General features: G+C 56.6%; 15 protein-coding genes, 1 tRNA gene and 2 pseudogenes. 4 read left to right on the top strand and 14 right to left on the bottom strand.

The window, feature by feature from the left end; all coding sequences use genetic code 11:
* Window positions 1–49 precede the first annotated feature (49 nt).
* The 7 genes from Z945_RS0101235 to Z945_RS0101205 all read right to left on the bottom strand — a co-directional run bounded on the left by Z945_RS0101235 (window position 50) and on the right by Z945_RS0101205 (window position 8533).
* Window positions 50–2542, bottom strand: a complete 2493-nt coding sequence (locus tag Z945_RS0101235) for a TonB-dependent receptor (RefSeq protein WP_025050306.1) — start codon at window positions 2540–2542, stop codon at window positions 50–52.
* A gap of 340 nt (window positions 2543–2882) precedes the next feature.
* Window positions 2883–3728, bottom strand: a complete 846-nt coding sequence (locus Z945_RS0101230; RefSeq protein WP_025050305.1) for an alpha/beta fold hydrolase — start codon at window positions 3726–3728, stop codon at window positions 2883–2885.
* On the bottom strand, window positions 3725–4792 hold the full coding sequence (locus tag Z945_RS0101225; RefSeq protein WP_025050304.1) for a branched-chain amino acid ABC transporter permease: 1068 nt from the start codon (window positions 4790–4792) through the stop codon (window positions 3725–3727). Before Z945_RS0101225 ends, Z945_RS0101230 begins: the two co-directional genes overlap by 4 nt.
* A gap of 7 nt (window positions 4793–4799) precedes the next feature.
* The gene (locus tag Z945_RS0101220; RefSeq protein ID WP_025050303.1) at window positions 4800–5792 is read right to left on the bottom strand and encodes a branched-chain amino acid ABC transporter permease; all 993 of its coding nucleotides are present in this window, start codon (window positions 5790–5792) and stop codon (window positions 4800–4802) included.
* Window positions 5793–5800: 8 nt separating this feature from the next.
* On the bottom strand, window positions 5801–6505 hold the full coding sequence (locus Z945_RS0101215; RefSeq protein WP_025050302.1) for an ABC transporter ATP-binding protein: 705 nt from the start codon (window positions 6503–6505) through the stop codon (window positions 5801–5803).
* Window positions 6502–7269 (bottom strand): ABC transporter ATP-binding protein, encoded by a 768-nt coding sequence (locus tag Z945_RS0101210; RefSeq protein ID WP_025050301.1) that lies wholly within the window; start codon window positions 7267–7269, stop codon window positions 6502–6504. The genes Z945_RS0101215 and Z945_RS0101210 overlap by 4 nt, the downstream gene beginning before the upstream one ends.
* Before the next feature lie 61 nt (window positions 7270–7330).
* Window positions 7331–8533 carry a substrate-binding domain-containing protein gene (locus tag Z945_RS0101205; RefSeq protein WP_025050300.1) on the bottom strand — a complete coding sequence of 401 codons (1203 nt, stop codon included), beginning with the start codon at window positions 8531–8533 and terminating at the stop codon, window positions 7331–7333.
* Between the two features lie 99 nt (window positions 8534–8632).
* Here Z945_RS0101205 and Z945_RS0101200 point away from each other — a divergent pair, with 99 nt between their 5' ends.
* Window positions 8633–9238, top strand: coding sequence for a helix-turn-helix transcriptional regulator (locus tag Z945_RS0101200; protein WP_025050299.1), 606 nt, complete (start codon window positions 8633–8635; stop codon window positions 9236–9238).
* 103 nt (window positions 9239–9341) lie between these two features.
* On the opposite strand, the gene Z945_RS0101195 is transcribed toward Z945_RS0101200, so the two are convergent.
* The 4 genes from Z945_RS0101195 to Z945_RS20660 are packed head-to-tail and all read right to left on the bottom strand — an operon-like array spanning window position 9342 to window position 11760.
* Entirely contained in the window at window positions 9342–9854 is a 513-nt protein-coding gene (locus Z945_RS0101195; RefSeq protein ID WP_025050298.1) for a GNAT family N-acetyltransferase, read from the bottom strand.
* On the bottom strand, window positions 9844–10314 hold the full coding sequence (locus tag Z945_RS0101190; protein ID WP_025050297.1) for a DUF2948 family protein: 471 nt from the start codon (window positions 10312–10314) through the stop codon (window positions 9844–9846). The genes Z945_RS0101195 and Z945_RS0101190 overlap by 11 nt, the downstream gene beginning before the upstream one ends.
* A complete protein-coding gene (murA, locus tag Z945_RS0101185; protein WP_025050296.1) occupies window positions 10311–11582 on the bottom strand; it encodes a UDP-N-acetylglucosamine 1-carboxyvinyltransferase in 1272 nt (423 codons plus the stop codon). The genes Z945_RS0101190 and murA overlap by 4 nt, the downstream gene beginning before the upstream one ends.
* Before the next feature lies 1 nt (window position 11583).
* Window positions 11584–11760 carry a hypothetical protein gene (locus tag Z945_RS20660; RefSeq protein ID WP_169736943.1) on the bottom strand — a complete coding sequence of 59 codons (177 nt, stop codon included), beginning with the start codon at window positions 11758–11760 and terminating at the stop codon, window positions 11584–11586.
* Window positions 11761–11846: 86 nt separating this feature from the next.
* Here Z945_RS20660 and Z945_RS0101175 point away from each other — a divergent pair.
* Both Z945_RS0101175 and Z945_RS21000 read left to right on the top strand, forming a co-directional pair.
* Window positions 11847–11921, top strand: a tRNA-Thr gene (locus Z945_RS0101175).
* A gap of 602 nt (window positions 11922–12523) precedes the next feature.
* Window positions 12524–12628, top strand: a pseudogene (locus Z945_RS21000) (integrase core domain-containing protein); the annotation flags it as partial.
* 211 nt (window positions 12629–12839) lie between these two features.
* Here the strand turns inward: Z945_RS21000 and Z945_RS0101170 are convergent.
* The 3 genes from Z945_RS0101170 to Z945_RS19925 form a co-directional block, all read right to left on the bottom strand.
* Window positions 12840–13241, bottom strand: coding sequence for a hypothetical protein (locus tag Z945_RS0101170; RefSeq protein ID WP_025050295.1), 402 nt, complete (start codon window positions 13239–13241; stop codon window positions 12840–12842).
* A 33-nt stretch (window positions 13242–13274) separates the two neighbouring features.
* Window positions 13275–17348: a GumC domain-containing protein gene (locus tag Z945_RS0101165; RefSeq protein WP_025050294.1), complete on the bottom strand. Its 4074-nt coding sequence runs from the start codon at window positions 17346–17348 to the stop codon at window positions 13275–13277.
* A 601-nt stretch (window positions 17349–17949) separates the two neighbouring features.
* A complete protein-coding gene (locus tag Z945_RS19925) occupies window positions 17950–18792 on the bottom strand; it encodes an adenylate/guanylate cyclase domain-containing protein (protein ID WP_161634064.1) in 843 nt (280 codons plus the stop codon).
* 490 nt (window positions 18793–19282) lie between these two features.
* Here Z945_RS19925 and Z945_RS20800 point away from each other — a divergent pair.
* A pseudogene (locus Z945_RS20800) lies at window positions 19283–19944 on the top strand (IS3 family transposase); the annotation flags it as partial.

Genomic DNA, 19944 nt, shown 5'->3' with positions numbered 1-19944 from the left:
TGGAAGTGCACGGGCAGCCGTCAGGCTGCCCGCAGGTTTTGCGTCTGGTTCAGAATTTCATGTCCAGTGAGACGGAGATTTCGCGACCCGGTGCGACATAGGTGAAAGGCGTACCCGAACGGTAGGCCGCGTCGTACACCGTCTTGTCTGCCACGTTAGTGATACCCATTTTCAGGGTTGCATTTTCGGCCACCTCGTATTCGCCCAGAAGGTCGAAGGTGAAGGCATCCGGGATGGATCTGCCATTGGCGGCGACGCTGCCCAGATCGATCGAGCCTTGGTAGTTGACCCGGCCACCGATCATCAGCTTGTCTGTCAGTTGGTAGGTCGCCAGAATGTTCAGCTGTTCATGCGCCACATTCGCCACCGAAAGCCCGATGTTATCGCTGTCCGCACTTTCGAGCACCTTGCTGCTCATGAAGTTTGCCCCGCCGAACAGGCTCAACCGCTCGGACACTCTGCCTGCGACGCCCAGTTCCAGACCCTGAATGCGATATTTCAACGTATCGGATGTCACAGTGGCACCACGGGGGCCAACATCTTCGCGCGCCTGATCCTTGGTCGTCTGGTACAGCGCTGCGGTCAGCAAAAGGTCCGGCGTGACACTGAACTTCGTTCCGACCTCGAACGAGGTGTTTTCTTCGGGGGCCAGACCGGATCCGTTGACATCAAGCCCGCCATAGAAACCGCCACCGGCTTCAAGCTCTTGACCCGCCGGATTGGTCGAGGTCGCCGCCGCTGCGTAGACATTCAGACGATCTGTCACGGCATAGGTCGTGCCGAGGTTCCAGTTCAGCATCACATCATCACGTGACAGCTCATAAGCCTCTCCGCCGCTGACGCCCGAGCGTTCGATGTCATACATATCTACGCGAAGGCCGCCGTTTATCTTCCAGCGCTCGGACAGGGTAAGAGTGTCGAGAGCGTAGAGAGAGACAGTCTTTACCGTGGTGGCGGTCACATCCGTGCCAAGCTGCGGTTGCTCCCCTGTCCAGCAACCTTCGGCGATGGGATCAGGATTGATCACGCTCACCGTACAGCCGCGCTGCCCTGCGGGCGGCAAATAGTCTTCGCTGCTAAGGTTGGAGTAGCTCAGCTTTTCGATCTCTTCGCGTGAGGCCGCAAGACCAAAGACATAGGAGTGGGTCGCGCCGCCCAACTGGCCTTCGCCGGAAAGCTCAAGCACGTTGGCAAGAACATCTGTCTCCTGATACCAGCTCTTGAAACTGAGTCCGACCTGCCAGTCTTCAGGGTTTGTCGACCCGTTGTCGTTCAGGCTGCTCGGTGCGGTAAGAACGTAGTCATTCAGGGAATGCGACGCCCTGAACGTGTTTGTCAGCGTCAGACCATTGTCAAATTCGTACTGCCCTTTGACAGTGGCAACAGTCTCTTCGTAGACCTGAAAATCGCGCCCCGGCACACCATAGAATGTGCTCCGGTCAATGCCGAATTCCGTGACCGGACCAATCAGACCCAAGTCTTCGTTGTTCACAAAAGGCACGCCCCAATCCGGCGTCTGCTCGATCTTGGTGTAGCTCAAATTGCCTTCGAGTGTCAGCGCATCCGTTGCCTGATATTTCAGGGCCAGAGCAGCACCTTTGCGGTCATCTTGTGCATTGTCACGACCGGCAACGTTGCCGTCCTGCAGCATGCCGTTAAAGCGCAGTTGCAGGCGGTCGTTGATGACTTTGTTGGTGTCAATGGTCTGGCGCACGGTAGAGGCATCGCTCAGCGTGGTCACGGTGCGGGTGAAATCGATATCCTGCGGGCTCTTTGAGATCACATCAACTGCGCCGCCCGTGGTGCCGCGCCCACCCACTGTACCGGCAGGGCCTTTGACGACCTCGACCTGTTCTGTGTTGAACGTCTCAGCCACCCCTGTGCCGGGGCTGCGCACACCATCGGTATAGGTGTCATTGTTAGCTTTGAAACCACGGATATAGATGTTGTCCCCGAATGAATTACCGCCTTCGCCGAAACCAAGCGAGATCCCCGGTGTGGAGCGGGCAAGTTCACGCACGCTTGTCGTGCCTGTGGTCTCGAGAACCTCTTGGGTAATCGCCGTAACGGTGCGCGGATTGTCTTTGAGCGGACCGGGCATCCGGCTGTTTGCCAGTGTATTTGCCTTGAAAGGTGCGTCCGGGTCGACATAGCTGCTGCCGCCCGCTGCGGCTTTGGCCTCTGCTGCCGCTTGTGCTGCGGCCACACGCTGCGCTTCGCGTTCTGCTGCTTCTTCGGCGGCGCAAACGGGTGTTCCTGCCAAAGCAGGTGTACAGACTGTCGGGGCTGCCACACGGGGCTTGGCCGCACGACGGGGGGCGGGCTTGGCCTTGGCTGGCGCGCGCGCGGTCTGCCGCGGCTGTGCCGGTTCTTCTGTCGTCTCGACTTCAACCGTGGGCAAGATGATCGGCTCGGCCGTCTGCGCGGCCGCTCCCGTTGTCATACACGCCATCGCCAGCGAAGCGCCAAAGCCGCCTACGACAAAGGTGGATTTCCGGTCAAGCCTGTCCGAGCAGTCGGATTTTGATGATATTTTTCGCATGGGTCCCTCGCGATGAATCTACAACTTTTATGCTGGCTACTCATGGAGAGGTTCGCTCGCTTAGTGCGCAGCCTTTAACCTGACTGTTTTAGTAAGTAAATATATCGCGCTGAAAAAAGCGCAGGCTTTGAATGCAGTATGCTTGATTCAGTGGGGTCGTGGGTTGATGGTGATAGCCCGGTTTCGATGCAGAGGTTCCGAATGACTGGCTGCGTGAAATCGTGCGGTGATCGATTCGATCTGTACTCAAGACATCCGGCTAAAGAATTCAGCAATGCCTGACATGACCCGTCGCAGGTGTCTGTCACCGAGTAGCAAACACCCTCCAGTCATCAAGAACTCACATAAGACCCTCGAGGATCCGGGCAACGTGCCCGATATCAGCAGGGCGTGACAACGTCGGCGCGTGACCACAATCGTCCAACAACATGTGGTCCGGTTTCGGGCCGGATGTAATCATGCGTTGCAAAATATCAGGTGTAAGCAGGTCGGACTTGGCACCGCCGATCACATATGTCGGGGCCGTAATACGTGCCCATTGGTCCCAGGTCGCCAGGTCTTCTGCTTTGGCGTTCAGTTGTTTGATAATACGTGGGTCGTAGTGCAACGTCAGGCGACCATCAGCGCAACGACGCAGTGATGCGCGCGCCATACGTTGCCAGAACGCATCTGACGCAGGACCAAAGGGGGCATACGCGCTGCGCAGCCAGACTTCGGCTTCGCGGTGGCTTTCGAAATGAGGAGGATTGCCAATGTATGACATGATCCGCTCGATCGCCGATTGCGGCACTTCGGGCCCGATATCATTGATCAACAAGCAGTTCAGCCTGTCACCCTGACTGCCCGAAGCCAGACGCATTCCGATCTGTCCGCCCATCGAGGTCCCAAGCCATGCTGCGGTGTCGAGGGTGTAGTAATCCAGAAGGTCAGTGGCGATACCAGCGTAGTATTCAATTGTGTATTCCGCATCGGGTGTAGTGGCCCAGCTTGAACGCCCACGCCCGATCATGTCAGGGCATAACACGTGATACGCATCTGATAGTGCCCCGGCTATCTCGTCGAAATCGCGGCCCGTGCGTGCCAAACCGTGCATCATGATGAGCGCAGGGGCACCCGGTGTGCCCCATTCAGTGACATGGATTTCGTGGTCCATCACCGGCACGAAGGCGAAGCGAGGGGCCTTCACGTGCGTGCGCCTTTCAGCATCAGTGTGCCAACAATCCCTTTCGGAAAGAAGTAAACCAACAAGATAAAGATGATACCAAGCCAGAACAGCCAACGATCCGGTGCCAAAAGCTCGGGCAGCAGCGGAATACCGTGGAGCGCCTCGGACGCAGCGCCCATCAAATCACGCAGATAATACTGGGCCATCACCATCAGCACTGCTCCGACGACGGCACCCCACATCGTGCCCATGCCGCCAATGACCACCATCAGCAAGATGTCGATCATAATGTTGAAAGAGAGTGCTGTGTCCGGCCCGGTGTATTTCAGCCAGACGGCATAGACAGACCCTGCCAGCGAGGCCACCACAGCCGCGAGGCAGAATACAAATGTCCGGTAGGCCACCACACGGTAGCCCATCGCCTCTGCACGCATCTCGTTTTCGCGAATTGCTTTAAGCACGGTTCCTAACGGCGACACAGTGATCCGTAGCAGGACCAGAAACAGGGTCAGTGAGGTTGCGAAAACAAAGTAGTAGGCGGCGAGTTTGCCGTTCAGCTTTACACCGAACCAGCGCACAACCTTGCCGTCATCATCCACCATCAGCTTGGTCGCGGTTTTGAATATATCGGGCGTGCGGTATGTGATGCCATCCTCGCCCCCCGTCAGCTGGCTTAGCTGGGAGGCAAGCACCAGTGCCACCGAAGCTGTAGCCAAGGTGATCATTGCAAAGAAAATTGCCTTTACCCGCAAGCTTATCAGCCCGATCGCGGCGGCGACGACCAGCGACACCAAAACGCCTGCGACTGTGCCCAGCGCCAAGGCGTCCCAACCCGGCCCCATCTGTTTCAGCGCGATTGCCGCACCGTAAGCACCAAAGCCGAAGAACATTGTATGAGCAAAGCTGACGATGCCGGTATAGCCGATCAGCAAGTCGTAGCTGGCGACCAGAACGATAAAGATGCAGATCCGTGCCGCCACTTCCAGAGCGCGGATGTCCTGGAACAGAAAAGGGGCGAACAACAGCAATGCCGCGATGATCAGCATGGTTGTTTTTACGGCGATGGTCCCGAATGTTTGCTTCATATCTGTCTCACTTCACCGCAGGTTTCAGGCCGCTGGGCCGCCACATCAGAATTGCCATCATCAGGATCATGTTCGATGCCAGCGCGAGCTTTGGCGTCAGATAGCCCACATAGTTGGCGGTTAGGCCGACGATGATTGCGCCCAGCAAAGTGCCCTCGATCGAACCCAAGCCGCCGATGATCACGACGATGAACACCACGATCATCATCTCGCCACCCAGCGCAGGTGTGATGAGCGTTTCATATCCTGCCCACATCGCACCGCCGAGCGCAGCCAGGGCGCTGCCCAACATGAATACGCCGATGAACAAGCGGTTAATCTTGAAACCCAATGCCTCGACCATCTCGCGGTTTTCGACACCTGCGCGGATCAAGAGCCCGATGCGGGTGCGGTTGAGCAGGATCATCAGGCCGACGAACACGCAGGCCCCAAGGGTGAATGCGAACAGGCGGTAGATCTCGATACTGACATCGCCGATGATCCATGCGCCTTCCAGAAAGCTGGGACGGTGCACCGTGATCGGGGTGCCGCCCCAGACGGCAAGGATGACCTGTTCCGAGACGATCAATGCACCCATGGTGATCAGGATCTGGCGCAGGTGATCTTGGTATACCGGTCGGATGATCACGGTTTCAAAGAACAGTCCAACCGCGAGCCCGAAAGCAATGGCCGCCAGAAGCGCCAGCGCGAGAGCAGCCGAAGCCAGTAACGCAGAACTGCTGTCCAGCCAGCCGCTCAGGCCCGCCAGCACGGATGCGGCAACAAACGCGCCAAAGCTCACGAAAGCAGAATGGCCAAAGTTAAGCACGTCCATCAGGCCGAAAACAAGCGACAACCCGGAGGCCATCAGAAACAGCATCATGCCCATTGCGAGGCCAGCAACAGTCAGCGTCACCCATGAAGAAGGCGCGCCGATCAGCACAAAGGCGATCGCCCCAAGCGCCACGGGCAGCAAATAGACTCCACCAAAGCGGCCTAGAGTGTCGGAAAGTTTGTCCATGAAGCCCCTCATGCAGATAATCCCAACAGTTGGCCCTGTAGGTCGGTGTCGGCGGCAAAATCCGCCATCGTCCCGCTATGCACCACGCGACCGTCGTCGATCACGGCCATGTCGCGGCTCAGGTTGCGCGCGAAGTTGAAGTTCTGTTCAACCAGCAAGATCGTGGCGTTTTGCGCGATTTCGCGAAATGCTTCGCCCATCGCCGCGACGATGGAGGGGGCCAGACCTTTCGTCGGCTCGTCAATCAAGATCAGTGCGCGCGGTTCGATAATGGCGCGGGCGACTGACAGCATTTGTTTCTGACCGCCTGACAGGCTCCATGCCTGTTTGGACCAAAACTGTTCAAGTGCGGGAAAAAGGTCGAATATCCTGCGCAGGCGGGTTTGGTCAAACTTGCCCTTCGCTGTAGCCAGAATGAGGTTCTCTTCAACGGTTAGCCCGCCGAAGATGCCCATATTTTCGGGCACGAAAGCAATTCCCAAACGCGCAATGTCAGCCGTTGCGAGCCCTGAGATATCCTGCCCCTGAAAATGGACCGAACCAGGCGAAGGCTGCCATAGTCCCATAATTGAGCGCAACGTTGTCGTTTTGCCGGCGCCATTGCGACCCAACAACACGAACACGCCGCCTTCGGGTACATCGAAGCTGACCCCGTTTAGGACAGCATACTGTCCGATATCGGTTTTCATGTTGCGCACGGAAAGGAGCGTCATGCGGTTTCCTCCGTTGCGGCACCCAGATACACGTCCCGCACGATCTGGCTGGACATAACTTCGTCTGGGGCACCGTCGGCGAGGAGTTCGCCGTTGTGCAAAACGATGATCCGGTCGGCCAGAGCCCGCACCACATCCATCTTGTGCTCCACCAGCAGCACAGTCTTTGTGGGGTCGGATTTGATCTGCGCAATCAGTTCAAGAACGGCAGGGGCCTGATCGAGCGACATGCCAGCAGTCGGTTCATCAAACATGTAAATATCCGGCTCCATCGCCATAAGCAGGGCGACTTCCAGCTTGCGCTGGTCGCCGTGCGGCAATGCTGCGGCGGTCATTGACCCCTTGTCAGTCAGTTGTGCGGCTTCCAGATATTTCTGGGCGCCTGTCTTCAGGGCGGTCAGGCTATCGACCGGGCGGAAAAGACCCCAACCGGCACCCGAGCGCGCCTGCACAGCAAGGCGGATGTTCTCTAGCACAGTCAACTGTGGAAACAGGTTGGTGAGCTGGAAGGCGCGGCCTATCCCGTTCTTTGCACGGGTCGACGGGGACATCCTTGTAAGGTCGAGGTCACCCTTGTGGATGCTGCCTGCGCTTGCCGCGAGCTGGCCGGAAATCAGATTGAAATACGTCGTTTTACCTGCGCCGTTTGGCCCAACGATGACCGTGGTTTCACCCGGATGAAAATTGCAGGAAACTTTGTTCACTGCGACGTGCCCACCAAAGCGGATCGTCAGATCAGTGGTCGTAAGAGAAGGCTGGAGCATGAAAATCGCCTGAGACATGAGGGGTATCCGGCCCGTGCGTGGCAACGGGCCGGACCAGTCATTACTTGCTGTTGTCGCGACCGACCGGGATGTCCATCTCGTCCGCTTCGATGATGCGCACCAGATCGGGGATCGCCCAATCGACGTCATCCTCAACACGGATCTTGAAGTGAACCATGGACTGCAAGGCCTGATGATCTTCGGGGCGGAATGTCATTTCACCCTTTGGTGTGTCCCATGACATGCCTTCCATTGCGGCGATCAGATCTTCGGTCTCGTAACTTTCAGCTGTTTCCAGCGCTTTGACGACTGCGAGCGCTGCGGACATGCCACCCGCGGTGAAGAAGTCCGGCGGGCCATCAAAACGCTCCTGATGGGTTTCTACCAGCCAGTTGTTCACCGGGTTGTCGTAAGCTTCGTAGTAGTAATAGACAGCGCCTTCCATGCCGGGGAACCGCTTGTATGTCGGCAGAACTGGCAGAATGTGACCGCCCATCGAAATTTCGATGCCATACCGATCCGGGTCCAGCGCCTGAATTTTGCCGGGTGCATCACCACCACCGGCCACATAGACCAGAATGACTTTGCGGCCTTCGTGGTCCTTCAGCGCATTGAACATACGCTCGGTTGCAGCTGTGAAATCGGCGGTGCCTTGTGGCACGTACTCTTCTGTCACAACAGTTGCACCAGAGCCTTCAAGAGCAGCTTTGAAGGCGATGATGCCGTCTCGACCAAACGCGTAGTCCTCGGCCAGCGTGGCGACGAACAGGTTTTCATCTGGCTGAAGCGCCAATGCTTGCGCTTGCATGTCCATCGATGAGTTTCGCGATGTTTTGAAGACATACCGGTTGCTGTCGGGGCCGGTCAGGCTGTCGGCAACGGCAGGTTCAACGATCAGGATCTTTTCGTATTCCTCGGCGATCGGCAACATGCCCTTGGTCACACCAGAAGATGTGGCCCCCACGGCAAGAAGCACTTCGTCGTCGCCATAGGCCTCGGCCAGAACGGCACGCGCAACATCGGGTTTGAACTGCGTGTCCTTGATGATGACCTCAATCGGGCGGCCTTTGATTTCGTTGGTGCCTTTGGTCGCGTATTCCAGTCCCAGTTCAAAACCGGTCTGTGCCTGCTTCGAGAATGCTTCAAAACTTGAACCTGACAGGCCGTGCACAAGCGCAATTTTGATAGGGTCCTGTGCCCATGCCGCGCCAGCAAGGACGACGGATGTGGCAATGGCTGCGGCGAACCGCTTTACTATAATCATGGTATCCTCCCAAATCGGCAGTGCCCACTGTTGCGCGGGCTGTGCCGGTCGATTACGTGTATTCTTAGCATCGGGAACTTAATTAAGCGGGGCAAGAGCGTGGAAATACGTATCGACGACGCCTTTGAGAACGGGCAGTTTGCCGAGCTTGCCTTCGCCTTTGCACCGGTCGGGTTGGTGGTAACCGAGAACCGGGTAATCCGGGACTGCAATGCCGCTTTTGCGAGCATGTTCGGCTATCAACAAGACGACTTGCGCCAGCAACTTTTTGCCGTGCTTTACCCTTCGGACGAGGAATTTGTGAACATCCGCGATAGGGGCGTAAAGCAACTGCGCGAAACAAACCGGTATTGGGATGAACGCATCATGGCGCGTAAAGACGGCACCCTTTTCTGGTGCCGGGTGCGGGGCCATTCCTTCACGCCTCACGATCCCCTTGCGCGCGCCATCTGGAGCTTTGCCGATCTTAGCGCGGAGCGGCCGTATTCTCCCCTGACCCGGCGCGAGCGCGAGATCTTGAGTTACTTGAGCGACGGGCTGACCAGCAAGGAAATAGCACTGCAACTGGAGATTTCCCACCGCACGGTCGAGGTCTATCGCGCGAAGTTGCTGCGGAAGTTTGGGGTGAACAACACCAGCGGTCTTTTCCACTCCATGGGCGGGATTGATGGTGATCATGTGGTTTCAGCGTCGAGCCCATCCTGAGCTGTTTGTCAAAGGGCAAGAGGGGCTCGTCCCTAGGATCCGCCAGAGCCGTTCGACAGGATATAGCCGAGGCTGCTTTGATTGTCGGTATCGCGCGCAAGGCTCAGGGAATCGCAGGATCATCCAACGGACGGTAGAAATAGAGGTCGGTCTGGAGGCGGTCAGGTAGCTTGACCGCGCGGGGCAGACACCCCCATTGTTTAAAATAATTCCGCCGGTAAAACGCGATGGCGGGCGCGTTCTCTTGTGCGACACACAGTTCCAGTTGGACAATGCTCTCAGCACGTGCAGTAGCAATGACGTGACCCAGTAGAGCCTGTGCCGCCCCACGTCCCCGCGCGACCTTGCGGACATAAAATGCATTCAGACTGGCGCGATGGGCCTCGACCGGTACCGGTTCCGGATCGAGTGCAGCTGTGCCAAGAGGATCTCCTGCGGCAAAAACCCCGAACACCATACGTGCGTCCAGCATTGCGGCGCGTTCGTTATCGGTGCGCTGAGCTTCCTCATCATAGGTCGTCAGAAAGTTTTCCGGATGCAGTTCGAGCGCCTCAAGCCTGAGCGTCCGCCACAGCGCGGCATCATCGCGGGACAGGCGACGAATTTCAAACGTCATGCCTCGGCAACTTTTTCGACGGGGCCACATAGGGTCTGGTCACATCTTTCAGCGTCACGTCAATTGCCTCGACAGCCAATCGTACAGCGCCGTCCCCCGCGAGCATGAGCGTGATATGCCCGGATGGCGCATCGGTTTCCTCAAAGCTGAGCGTCAATAGCGACAGGATCGTATCGGCGTCGCCTTTCGGCACATCCTGACTAGCAACACCCTGAACCGTCTGGAACATCAGAAGCGACTGCACACGCTCGGGCGCATGACGCGTCTTGCCTGCGTCCTCCCAGCGAACGCGGTTGATCAGCAGGGCAAACCGTTGTGCGCCGCGGTCCCAGCGCATCTCGGACGCCGGGAAAACCGCATCCTGCACCAGTGACGAGATCACCTGCAGGTCATCGGCATCCATCGCACCAAGGTTCAACGGCGCTTCGCGGCCATCCTCAAAACGTGCATCCTGTGTCATTCTTCCTTGATCCGTTCGATATCTGCACCCACGCCGCGGAATTTGGCGACCACATGTTCATAGCCACGATCAAGGTGATACACGCGGGCAACCTTGGTTTCCCCTTCGGCAGCAAGCCCCGCGAGGATCAGCGAAACGGAGGCCCGCAGGTCCGTTGCCATCACCGGCGCACCTTTGAGTTTCTCCACACCTGTGACGGTAGCGGTTCCGCCCTGCACGTCGATATCCGCTCCCATCCTAATGAGTTCGGGCGCATGCATAAAGCGGTTCTCGAAGATCTTTTCATGCAGTACGGACGTCCCGACAGCGGTGCAAAGCAGCGCCATCATCTGCGCCTGCAAGTCCGTCGGGAAACCGGGGAAAGGTTCAGTCGTGACATCCACAGCCTGAATGCGCCCGTTCTTGCGTGCAACTTTCAGACCTTTCGCCGTTTCGGTCACGGAAACCCCGGCCGCATCGAGTTTCTCGCAAAAGGCCGCAAGCAGGTTAATCCGCCCACCCAACAGCTCCACCTCGCCGCCGCAGACCGCAGGAGCGAGCATATAGGTGCCCAGCTCGATCCGGTCTGTCACGACCCGGTGGGTGGCACCGTGTAGGGCATCAACGCCCTGAATGGTGATCGAAGGGCTGCCATCGCCTTCGATCTGGGCCCCCATCGCCCTGAGGCAGTCGGCCAGATCAACAATTTCCGGTTCGCGCGCGGCGTTGTTGATGACTGTGGTGCCGCGAGCTAGGGTCGCCGCCATCATGATATTCTCGGTCGCGCCCACAGAGGCGAAGGGGAAGTCGATCACCGCGCCCTTCAGCTTTCCGCCTTGAGCGCGGGCGTGCAGGTAGCCGTCCTTGAGCTCAATCTCGGCCCCCATCAGCGCCAGACCGTCGGTATGGATGTCCATCGGCCGTGCGCCAATAGCACATCCGCCGGGCAGCGACACTTCGGCATAGCCTTCCCGCGCCAGAAGCGGGCCAAGCACGAGGTTGGAGGCGCGCATCTTACGCACAATGTCGTAATCCGCATGGGTGTTGATGGTGCCGTGACTGGACATGGTCAGTACCTTGCCGTCCTGCAATGAGGACACTTCGGCCCCCAGCGAACGCAAGAGTTCTGTCATGGTGCGAATGTCGCTTAGCCGCGGCGCATTGGTCAGCGTCAAAGGTTCTTCGCTTAACAATGTGGCGGGCATCAATGTCAGACAGGCGTTCTTGGCCCCTGCAATCGGGATTTGTCCGGCAAGCTCCTTGCCGCCTCTGACCAGAATGGAATCCATGTTATCTGCTTTCCTCGTCGGAGCTGTTCTGCCCCTTGTTTTTATCGTCTACCTGCGCGCTTCGGACCCGGCTTTGAGCCTTGCGCCGCGCCATGTTCGACTTGAGCGCCGCCTTCAAACGGTCCTCGCGCAGCTGCGCTTCTGTTTTCTGTGTCGGGGGCGTCTTGCCTTGTGCCATGACCTTTGTCTAGCGCAGGGCTTGATCAGCGTCCAGATTGCGCTTGCAGTGAATTCGCTTTGCCGCTAATCAGCGCGGCATTCGGCGCTGCTGTAGCTCAGAGGTAGAGCACTCCCTTGGTAAGGGAGAGGTCGAGAGTTCGATTCTCTCCAGCAGCACCAGTATCCATATAAATCGAATACTTAGGCGTCCCGAAAGGCCGCGCCTGACCTTGGTAGTGTTAAAATTTCCCATACTAGACGTCACGCCACCCTCTCGGGGCTCCTTGCTTGTCTAGCAAATCGTGGCTGCGCTTACGGACAATAGACGTGTCAGTAGGCTTTCCTGTCTTGTATCATTCACAGGCCTCTAACCACCGACCGTTTCTCTAGACAGTAGCCCGCCCAGACATAACTAAGGGTATGTTTCTGAAGTGCTCAACGCCTACTCAGAAGCTCCGAGTCGCGGTCCCGTGTCAGTGCCAAAATCAAGCCGGGTTAATCGGTGCGTCATAGTGTATTTCTCGTCACGTAAACACATACCCAGAAAGATAGCTTAGACGTGGGCAAACTATATGCCTTTGCGATGGAAGCACGCACTGATTTCGGCAGAAGCGGCGGAAAACGGAACTTCGCTGCGGATGCTAATGCACCTTCAAGGTATTTCGATAGCGGACGTTCATGCCCTAGCGAGATCGAAACGTTCATTTTGGAGCCCCTTTGAGCGGAAACGGGCTAACTTATTAATGTGCAAGTTCATGGGAGTTAATAGACCCAAACTTTTTTGGAGGCTACACTACAACACGGTCAGGCCGCACAGCGCTCTGGGCTATCGCCCGCCTGTACCAAAAAGCGTCGTCCCAATGGACCAGTGGCCCACGATGCACTAACAATCAAACCGGACCACCTGATGGGGGCATGCCAACCTCACGACTGAACACCCCTCCTGCCGCAGGTGCAACCAATATGTAGGGAAGGCGGTTTGCCCTATCACCTTGCCAAAGTCCGGGTTCTGGCAACGAAGTCCATAGCGCGCACCGGTTTGCCGACATCACCTGTAAAAGTCTGCGATCAATGGTGTAGAATTGAAAGGTCATAACCCTAGCTGTCGCCGATGGGAGGGCGCTGCCCGGTTCGATCCGGCACCGACGTTTCCTCGTCCGGTATCGCCAGATGCGGCGCGAGTATGAAATCGTGAAAAATAAACTCCATGGAAAACACACGCCGACCGTAGTCCTTCAATGCCGGAAGGAAGTTGGGGTTCGTGCGATACACCTTCTGTTTGGTTACACCTCGGCTTGATCCACCCGGAGAGGGGGGGAGTTTGAGCACGACGTAGTCGCGCCCGTTCAGCTCATCCATTTGCTTTTTGACATAGTTTTCCTGACCTTCGCGCGGTGACGTGATATCGATATGCCCTGTCTCGTCAATGGTGCCAGTACCGAGCGGTTCACGGCGACCATCACGGAGGTGATAGATTATTTCAATGTCAGTTTTGGCCATCTGTGTTCTGTCCTTTCCCGAACATACCGCAAGTTAGAAGGTAGGCACTTCTCTCAGAGCATCCTGAACCCCACCGCCAGTTTTCCAGGCGTGATCCTCAAGCGGTTGTTTCTTGTACCCTTCATGGTCGTCTTCGGGGTCAATAAAATCGTAAGGCCCACTATTTGCAGCAAACATCAAAGCCTGTTTGAATTCGGGATCGTCCGGGGTCAAAAGGCCCTCTTCGAGCTTTTTGACCAACGTGGCTTGGTAGTGATGCGCAACTTCATGGGTCATGGTGTCAACGGTTTCGAAGAAGTCATCGAAACCTACTTCTTCGTGAATGTTGATATTGACGGTGTTATCGCTTGGATTGTGAAAACCTGCGTCTCCATTGGGATCGGAAAAGGTCTTAATCTCGGGGACAGGCATGCCGTAGATTTCGCATTCCTTTTTCACCGTTTTCATCAACAGCCTGATCTTTTCATCCGGTGAGATTGCCGTGTCGGGATGAGTGCTGGCCCAATCGGCACGGGCGGCCTGAAGTTCGGGGTCGTTCTTGATCGCCTCGTTCAACTCTGCACGGCGTTCGTCGTCCTGGTGGACGAATTCAGCATCGAGGTCCATCGACATGTAGACCTTGCGCTGCATGGCCTTCTGCTCCGCCGTGAGTTCCTGTTTTTGGCTGCGAAGCTTTTCGAGCAGTTCGAGTTTTTCCTCTGTGGTCTTGGCTTTGAGGTCGGCTTCGAACATTGTCTGCAACTCAACGAGGGCGGCATCAGCGGTTTCTGTAGCGGCGGCGTCGGCGGCGTCATGATCGGCCTTTTTGGCGACAAGCGCGTTGATGGCGCTCTCAAGCGGTGGCGTTTCGATCAAGACCTGATCCCAATCGTGCCGGTTATAGGCCTTGTTATAGAGCGTGTTTGCGGTGTCGAAATCCTTGACAAGTTTTTCGAGTTCTTCAGTTAAGCCGCGCATTTCAACGGCGATGTCGTAGTTTGGCTGGAGCGGTGCCCATGCAGCATCAGCGGCGTCTTTTTTGGCCCGAAGCGTGTCATATGCGCCCTGCATTGCGTTGAGTTCATCAATCGCCTTGTCAAACCGCGGCCACGCCGCGCGCGCAGCGGTGAAATCCGCGTCATTGTACGGCGTTCGAAAGCCCTTTCGCGCGTCTTGAAAGGCATCGACCTTGGCTTGCGTGGCGCGGTCGACACCTTCAATTGCGCGCGCGGTATTGATCTGAGGTTGTTTTGCAGTCACCTGCGCCTCGACCCACGTGCGATCGGCTAGCAAGGGACCTTCAGCCGCCTTAAGCGTTTCGAGATCGGTGACGTGTGGGTCAAGTGCCGCGAAGTGCTCCAACGCTTCCTTGAAACGACGGTCGCTTTGGGCCGTTTCGAGACTGGTGCGCAGATCCATAGCGGACGTGCGCTTTTCCTTCATTTCCTTGGAACTGTCGACGTACCCGGTCACAGTAGTGAGGCGCGCGATGAAGGCCGCGGTATACTTGCCTGTCAGTTCGACCTCGCGCTGATCAACAAGGGCCTTGGCGGCAACGACGCCTTTTTGTAGTTCTTCGGCTGCTTTTTCGACATGGTCGAGACGATCGCGGGCTTCGAGGTACCGCTGTTCGCCGTACAGTTTCTGATAGTATTTCCACGCGTCTTCGAGTGACCAGAGCATGTCCCCCAACTCCGTCGGATAGGTCTCACCATCGGTTTTGGCGGCGTCAAACTTGGGTTTAACGGCTGTCTCTCGCGTGTCGCAGGCGGCGTTGGCTTCGGCATCGTGGCCTGCGTGGGCCGCGGCTGCGTTGGTCACGGCTTCGGCTGCAGCGATGTAGGCGTTGAGTTTGGCTTCAGTATCAGGCTCGGCCCCATTCAGAGAGCCGAAGAACTCGGCTTGTGCGGTCCGATAAACCTTGAAAATTGTCAGTATCTCTTCGGTATTGGGCTTGACGGCATCGGCTGCGTCAAACTTCGCCTGGGCCGCTTTTTTCAACGCCAGGAGCCGGTCACGTTCGGCCACGGCAACTTTTTCTGCTTCGATGATGGGCCCGAGCTCTTTGACGACCTTTTCAAACTCGCCCACGATCTTGAGCGCTTTGGTCATGTCGGGCTTGTCGCGCACGACTTCCCAGAACGCAGTCTTCTTATTGCCGCCTTCGACGAGTTTGTTCCACAATGCTTCGGTATGAACGTCGCGGATTGCGTTCATTGGCTTGAAGAGCGCTTCGGCGGTTTTGAACCGCGTCATGGCCTCGTCGTATTTAGCTGCGTGAACGTCGCAGTCCTTCTTGCGTTTGAGTACCGTCTCGGCGGCTTTCGTGGCCGCAGGTATGGCTGCGCCCGCGGCCGGATAGTCAAATGCTTCTTTGGCCTCTAGCACCACATTGTCGGCGGTACCAAATGTATCATAAAGCGTTCGCACGTCTGGCAGCGTTATCCTCATCGCGAAGACCTGACTGCGCACGGCCTCGTATTTTTCCCAGTCGACCACGAAAGTTTCGCGCACGGCAACGCGGGCATCGAAGTCAGCCTGACGTCCAAGCAGCCGGTCGATGGATCGCTCAAGGGAGTCGACCGCGACCAGAGCATTCCCGAAATGGTTCTGGTGGATCAGAGATGTGACGGCTTCGTCTTCCTCACGGAATTCTTCAACCATCGCCTTGAACTCTTCGTCGATGGGATAGAACAATTTGGCCTTGTCGATCTTGGGCTTGAGCGCGGCATATGCGCTTTCGGCCTCCGTGCGCAGTATGTCTGCGGCGACCATAGCGGCCTCTTCTGCCTGAAGGGCAGCGATGGTGCCGATAATCTGGGCAAAAACAAGCGTCGCGTCGGTTGGCTTAAGCTCGGCGCACAGACGTTCGATCTCTTCTGATTGGAATTCGAGCCGCCGCTGCAGTTCCTCGCCCTTGGAGGTATTGCCGGGCAGCGAGAGCAGGCGTGCAATCTCGCGCAACTGCTTGGAGTGTTGCTTCATGATCTCGGCGGCACGCGCCTCGCGAAGCGCTCTGTCGTCCTGCAGAGCCTCGATTTCGACGATCGCCTCTTCGAGGGCTGGGCACAGCGAGATTGCGGTATCAAAGTCCTCGACCGCGACGGCGGCGTCAATCTGGTCCAGAGTGGCAAGCATGCGCCGCGTCGGTTCAACTGTGGCCGGTGATTCAGAAGAATTGAGCAGCTCCGCGCGGACCTTGAGAGGATCGTAGGTTGCGTGGAAATCGGCGTGTTTGATCTGCAGCTCTTCGAGACGCCGATGCGTGTCTTCGACCAAAGGTGTAAGCGTCGCGAGCAGCGCGAGCGCAGTAACGTAGTCATGCACCGCAACGGCGGCCTCGATTTCGGTTTGGAGGTTCAAGATCTCGCTTTGCGCCTCTGCCAACGAGGTGAATTCACAAACCGAAAGATCGTCCAGCTTGCCGCTGATCGCGCCGAGCCCGGCCTCTAAATCAGCTACTTTTTTCTGGAAGTCGATCAACTCTGACTCGACCTGCTCAAGACGCGTGTTTGCCCCGGCAAGGAGGATTTCGGCATCGACATAAGCGCGCTCGTCGGCGGCGGCATCAATCGCGCTGATGGACGCGTCGATATCGGCCAAGCCACTTACAACGGTCTCAGTCTTCGGTTCGGTGCTGCGCGCCGCGGCAAGGCGGGTGTCAAAATCAGCCCGTGCGAGCAGATAGCGGTCCATGGCGGCCTTCTGCTCAATGTAATTGCCATAAACCGGCTCCATCCCCACCATCAGCTGGTCCAGCGCCGCCGTCGCATCGGTCCAACGTTCGTCCTGGATGGCTTCGCGGATGAGAGCAAATTCGCCTTCGATTGCTGCGGCTTCGGGAACGCCAAATGACTGCAATTCAGCCAACTGACTTTCCATCAGAGTCAGATCACCTGCGCGCGCCTCCCAAATGGCCTTGCTGGCCGCAACCTCATCGCGCAGTTGACGGATCTTGGCTTTCACCTGATCGATTTTTTTCAGCACGCGGTCCAGTGTCTTCTTTTCGAAATCGTCGAGGTTATTGTCAGACATAAAGTCTTGCCGCATTTCCTGCTCTTTGAGGGCCAGCTCAGAAGCAGAAATTTCAGCCGCGTCGGCAGCGACAAGTTTTTGATTTCTAGGCATGGAAGAACCTATCTTTAGGACAAGCAAACCGGGCGCGACGCATTTAACAATGGGTCACTATCGGAAGGCTTCCGCCACACATATCAGAAACCCAAAGTATCGGTAGAGATCGTCGGGGCAGGCATAGACAAAACGCGGGCAGGTTCATGGGACAAACATCAAATTACTCGGTCAAAAAAGAAGTCGCAAAAAATTCCAATTGGAAAATACCACATGGCATGTGACGAAGCCTCAGTCAAAAAGGTCATTTGAGTCAAGAAAAAGCGTAACCCCTCCCCGACGGCCATAGGGATCAAAGGCGTATGGCTTTAAGGTAGTCGTCGCGACGCGTGACCCAAGGCCACATGCGCCCCGCTTTACGGACTGCACCGCAGCAGATGGTCGGCACGACCAGGGTTCGCTGCGTGCCAATAGTTAACCGACGATCTTATCAATAGCCCAAAGATGCCATTTTCGGCTGTCTATTGACTGCTTGAAAAGGCCTGCAATGCGGAGCGCATGTGCATCAGTTCATTGGGTCGACCGATGGCAGCTTTGGGCCGGAGTGCGCAGCGTCGTGGGCGGAACCTCCCAGATGTTTGGCAATACAATGGCAACCTTTTTAAAGAGCCCAAAGCTTGAGCGCGTCCTGTTTTCCATGTGCTGCGAAGTCTGGAAGGCCAACCAGCTTTGATCGCCAGGCTTCCGGCAACCGGCTCCGGATCATATCCGAAACCACAATGTCTGATCCGAATTGCCTTGCGGCACCTTCAATTCGTGCGGTGGTGTTCATAGTGTCACCAAGCAGTGATATTTCTTTCTTCCATGCGCCAATCTCACCTGCGGCAACGGGGCCACAGTGAATCGCAATTCTTATGCGCATTGGCTTGCCGAATTTTGTGGCATACTGGTTCGCTTTGCTTTCGAGCGCCTCCACCATCGCCTCGGCACACATAAGGCAGCGCTCGAAGTTCTTTGCCTTGTCCATTGACCAGGTGATGATGATGGCATCCCCGATGTATCGGTGCGTCTCTCCGCCATTTGTAACTATTGGGCTTTCCAAATCGTAGGCAACGCCGCCCAGCAGCTCATGAAACCTCAAATCCCCCAATTCCTCTGCAAGTGCCGTAGAGCCGGTCAAATCAGCGAACATGACAATGCGTTGTTCAATGCGGGGCCTGCGATAGCGCCCAGTGAACATTGCCAACGCCGCCTCCTTACCTAGCAACTGGAAGAGCTCTCCTGACATGGACAACCCCGTTGCGACGGCAATCGACACCCAAAATCCGAAGGAAAAATCAGGATCAAGCCATTGTTTTGTCCCCAAGAATATCAGCGAAGGCAAAACCAGCCCGCCAACGATAATGATGCTGTAGGAAACCGCACGCAAAGCAACGACAGTGATCAGGGGTATCTTTCGAAGCCAGCGTATGGATCGGTTCGACAGCACAAGCGCCTCAAGCAAGAGGCAGCCTGTGCCAATCATCGCGCCGCTAACGCCGCTCAAGAGAACCCGTGGCCAATCTGCAAGTGCGTTCCCCGCAATTAGGGCAATCAAAGGTCCGATCAGAAAAGAAAAAACCTACGACCTTTAGGAAAAAACTGAGTGTCAGATTGTTGTTCACGTGAAGCTCCGCATCGCCGTTTGAGCAGCGCCTGCAAGCTACTCAGTTTTATTGTCACGATACATTGCGGTCATCGATGGCGCAGAACTAAATGGGAAAATTGTCCTGCGTTTCGTGAGTTCCTGGAAGCCCGGAGTTCGCGCCTGCAGCGAATGACAGCAAAGCGGGCTGCGACCGCAGCACCTTGGCCAGTCAATGAATGGCAGCAACGGGCCGGAAGCAGCGCTCATTCAATAAGTTTAATTATACCCTCATCATGTACGCGGTTTGAGGTGCCCCTAGATTTGTAGACGGTTTGCCTGGTAATTTTGGAACCAAGGAGAGACGGATATGAACAAGGGAATACGGTTTACGGACGAGTTCAAACAGGACGCTGTGGCACAGGTTGTTGAGCGTGGATATGCGGTCAGCGAAGTTGCTGAGCGCCTAGGGATCAGCACCAAATCGCTGTACACTTGGAAGGCACAATTTGCGAAGTCGCCCCGTGTCCGATCTGAAGTTGCAGAACAGGCTGCTGAGATAAAAAAAGGCTGAAGCGCGAACTGGCGCGAGTGACCGAGGAACGTACCATTCTAAAAAAGGCGACCGCGTACTTCGCGCGAGAATCTCAGTGAGGTACGCGTTTATCGAGGCTCACCGCGCAGAGTTTTCTGTGCGGTCCATGTGCCGCGTGCTGATGGTTCATTTCAGCGGGTTCTATGCATGGCTTAAAGAACCGTTAAGCCAGCGTGCCCTTGAGGATGCACGTCAGACGGTGCTGATCCAGCAGGCACGGGCCGATAGCGGTAAGGTCTATGGATATCGCAAATTGGCGGACGACCTGCGCGATGCTGGCGAGACCTGTTCAGAGAACCGTGTGGCACGTTTGGCCAGCTTGGCAGGCATTGCAGCGCAGATCGGATACAAACGTCGACCTGGGCGATATGGTGGCAAGCCATCGGTTGTCGCGGATAACACGCTGGATCGGCAGTTCGAAGTTGATGCCCCTGACC

Origin of the sequence: Sulfitobacter noctilucae, assembly GCF_000622365.1 — a bacterium.
GTDB lineage: Bacteria > Pseudomonadota > Alphaproteobacteria > Rhodobacterales > Rhodobacteraceae > Sulfitobacter > Sulfitobacter noctilucae.
Note: the sequence above shows the minus strand (reverse complement) of the source record. Positions and strands in the feature narration are given on the sequence as shown.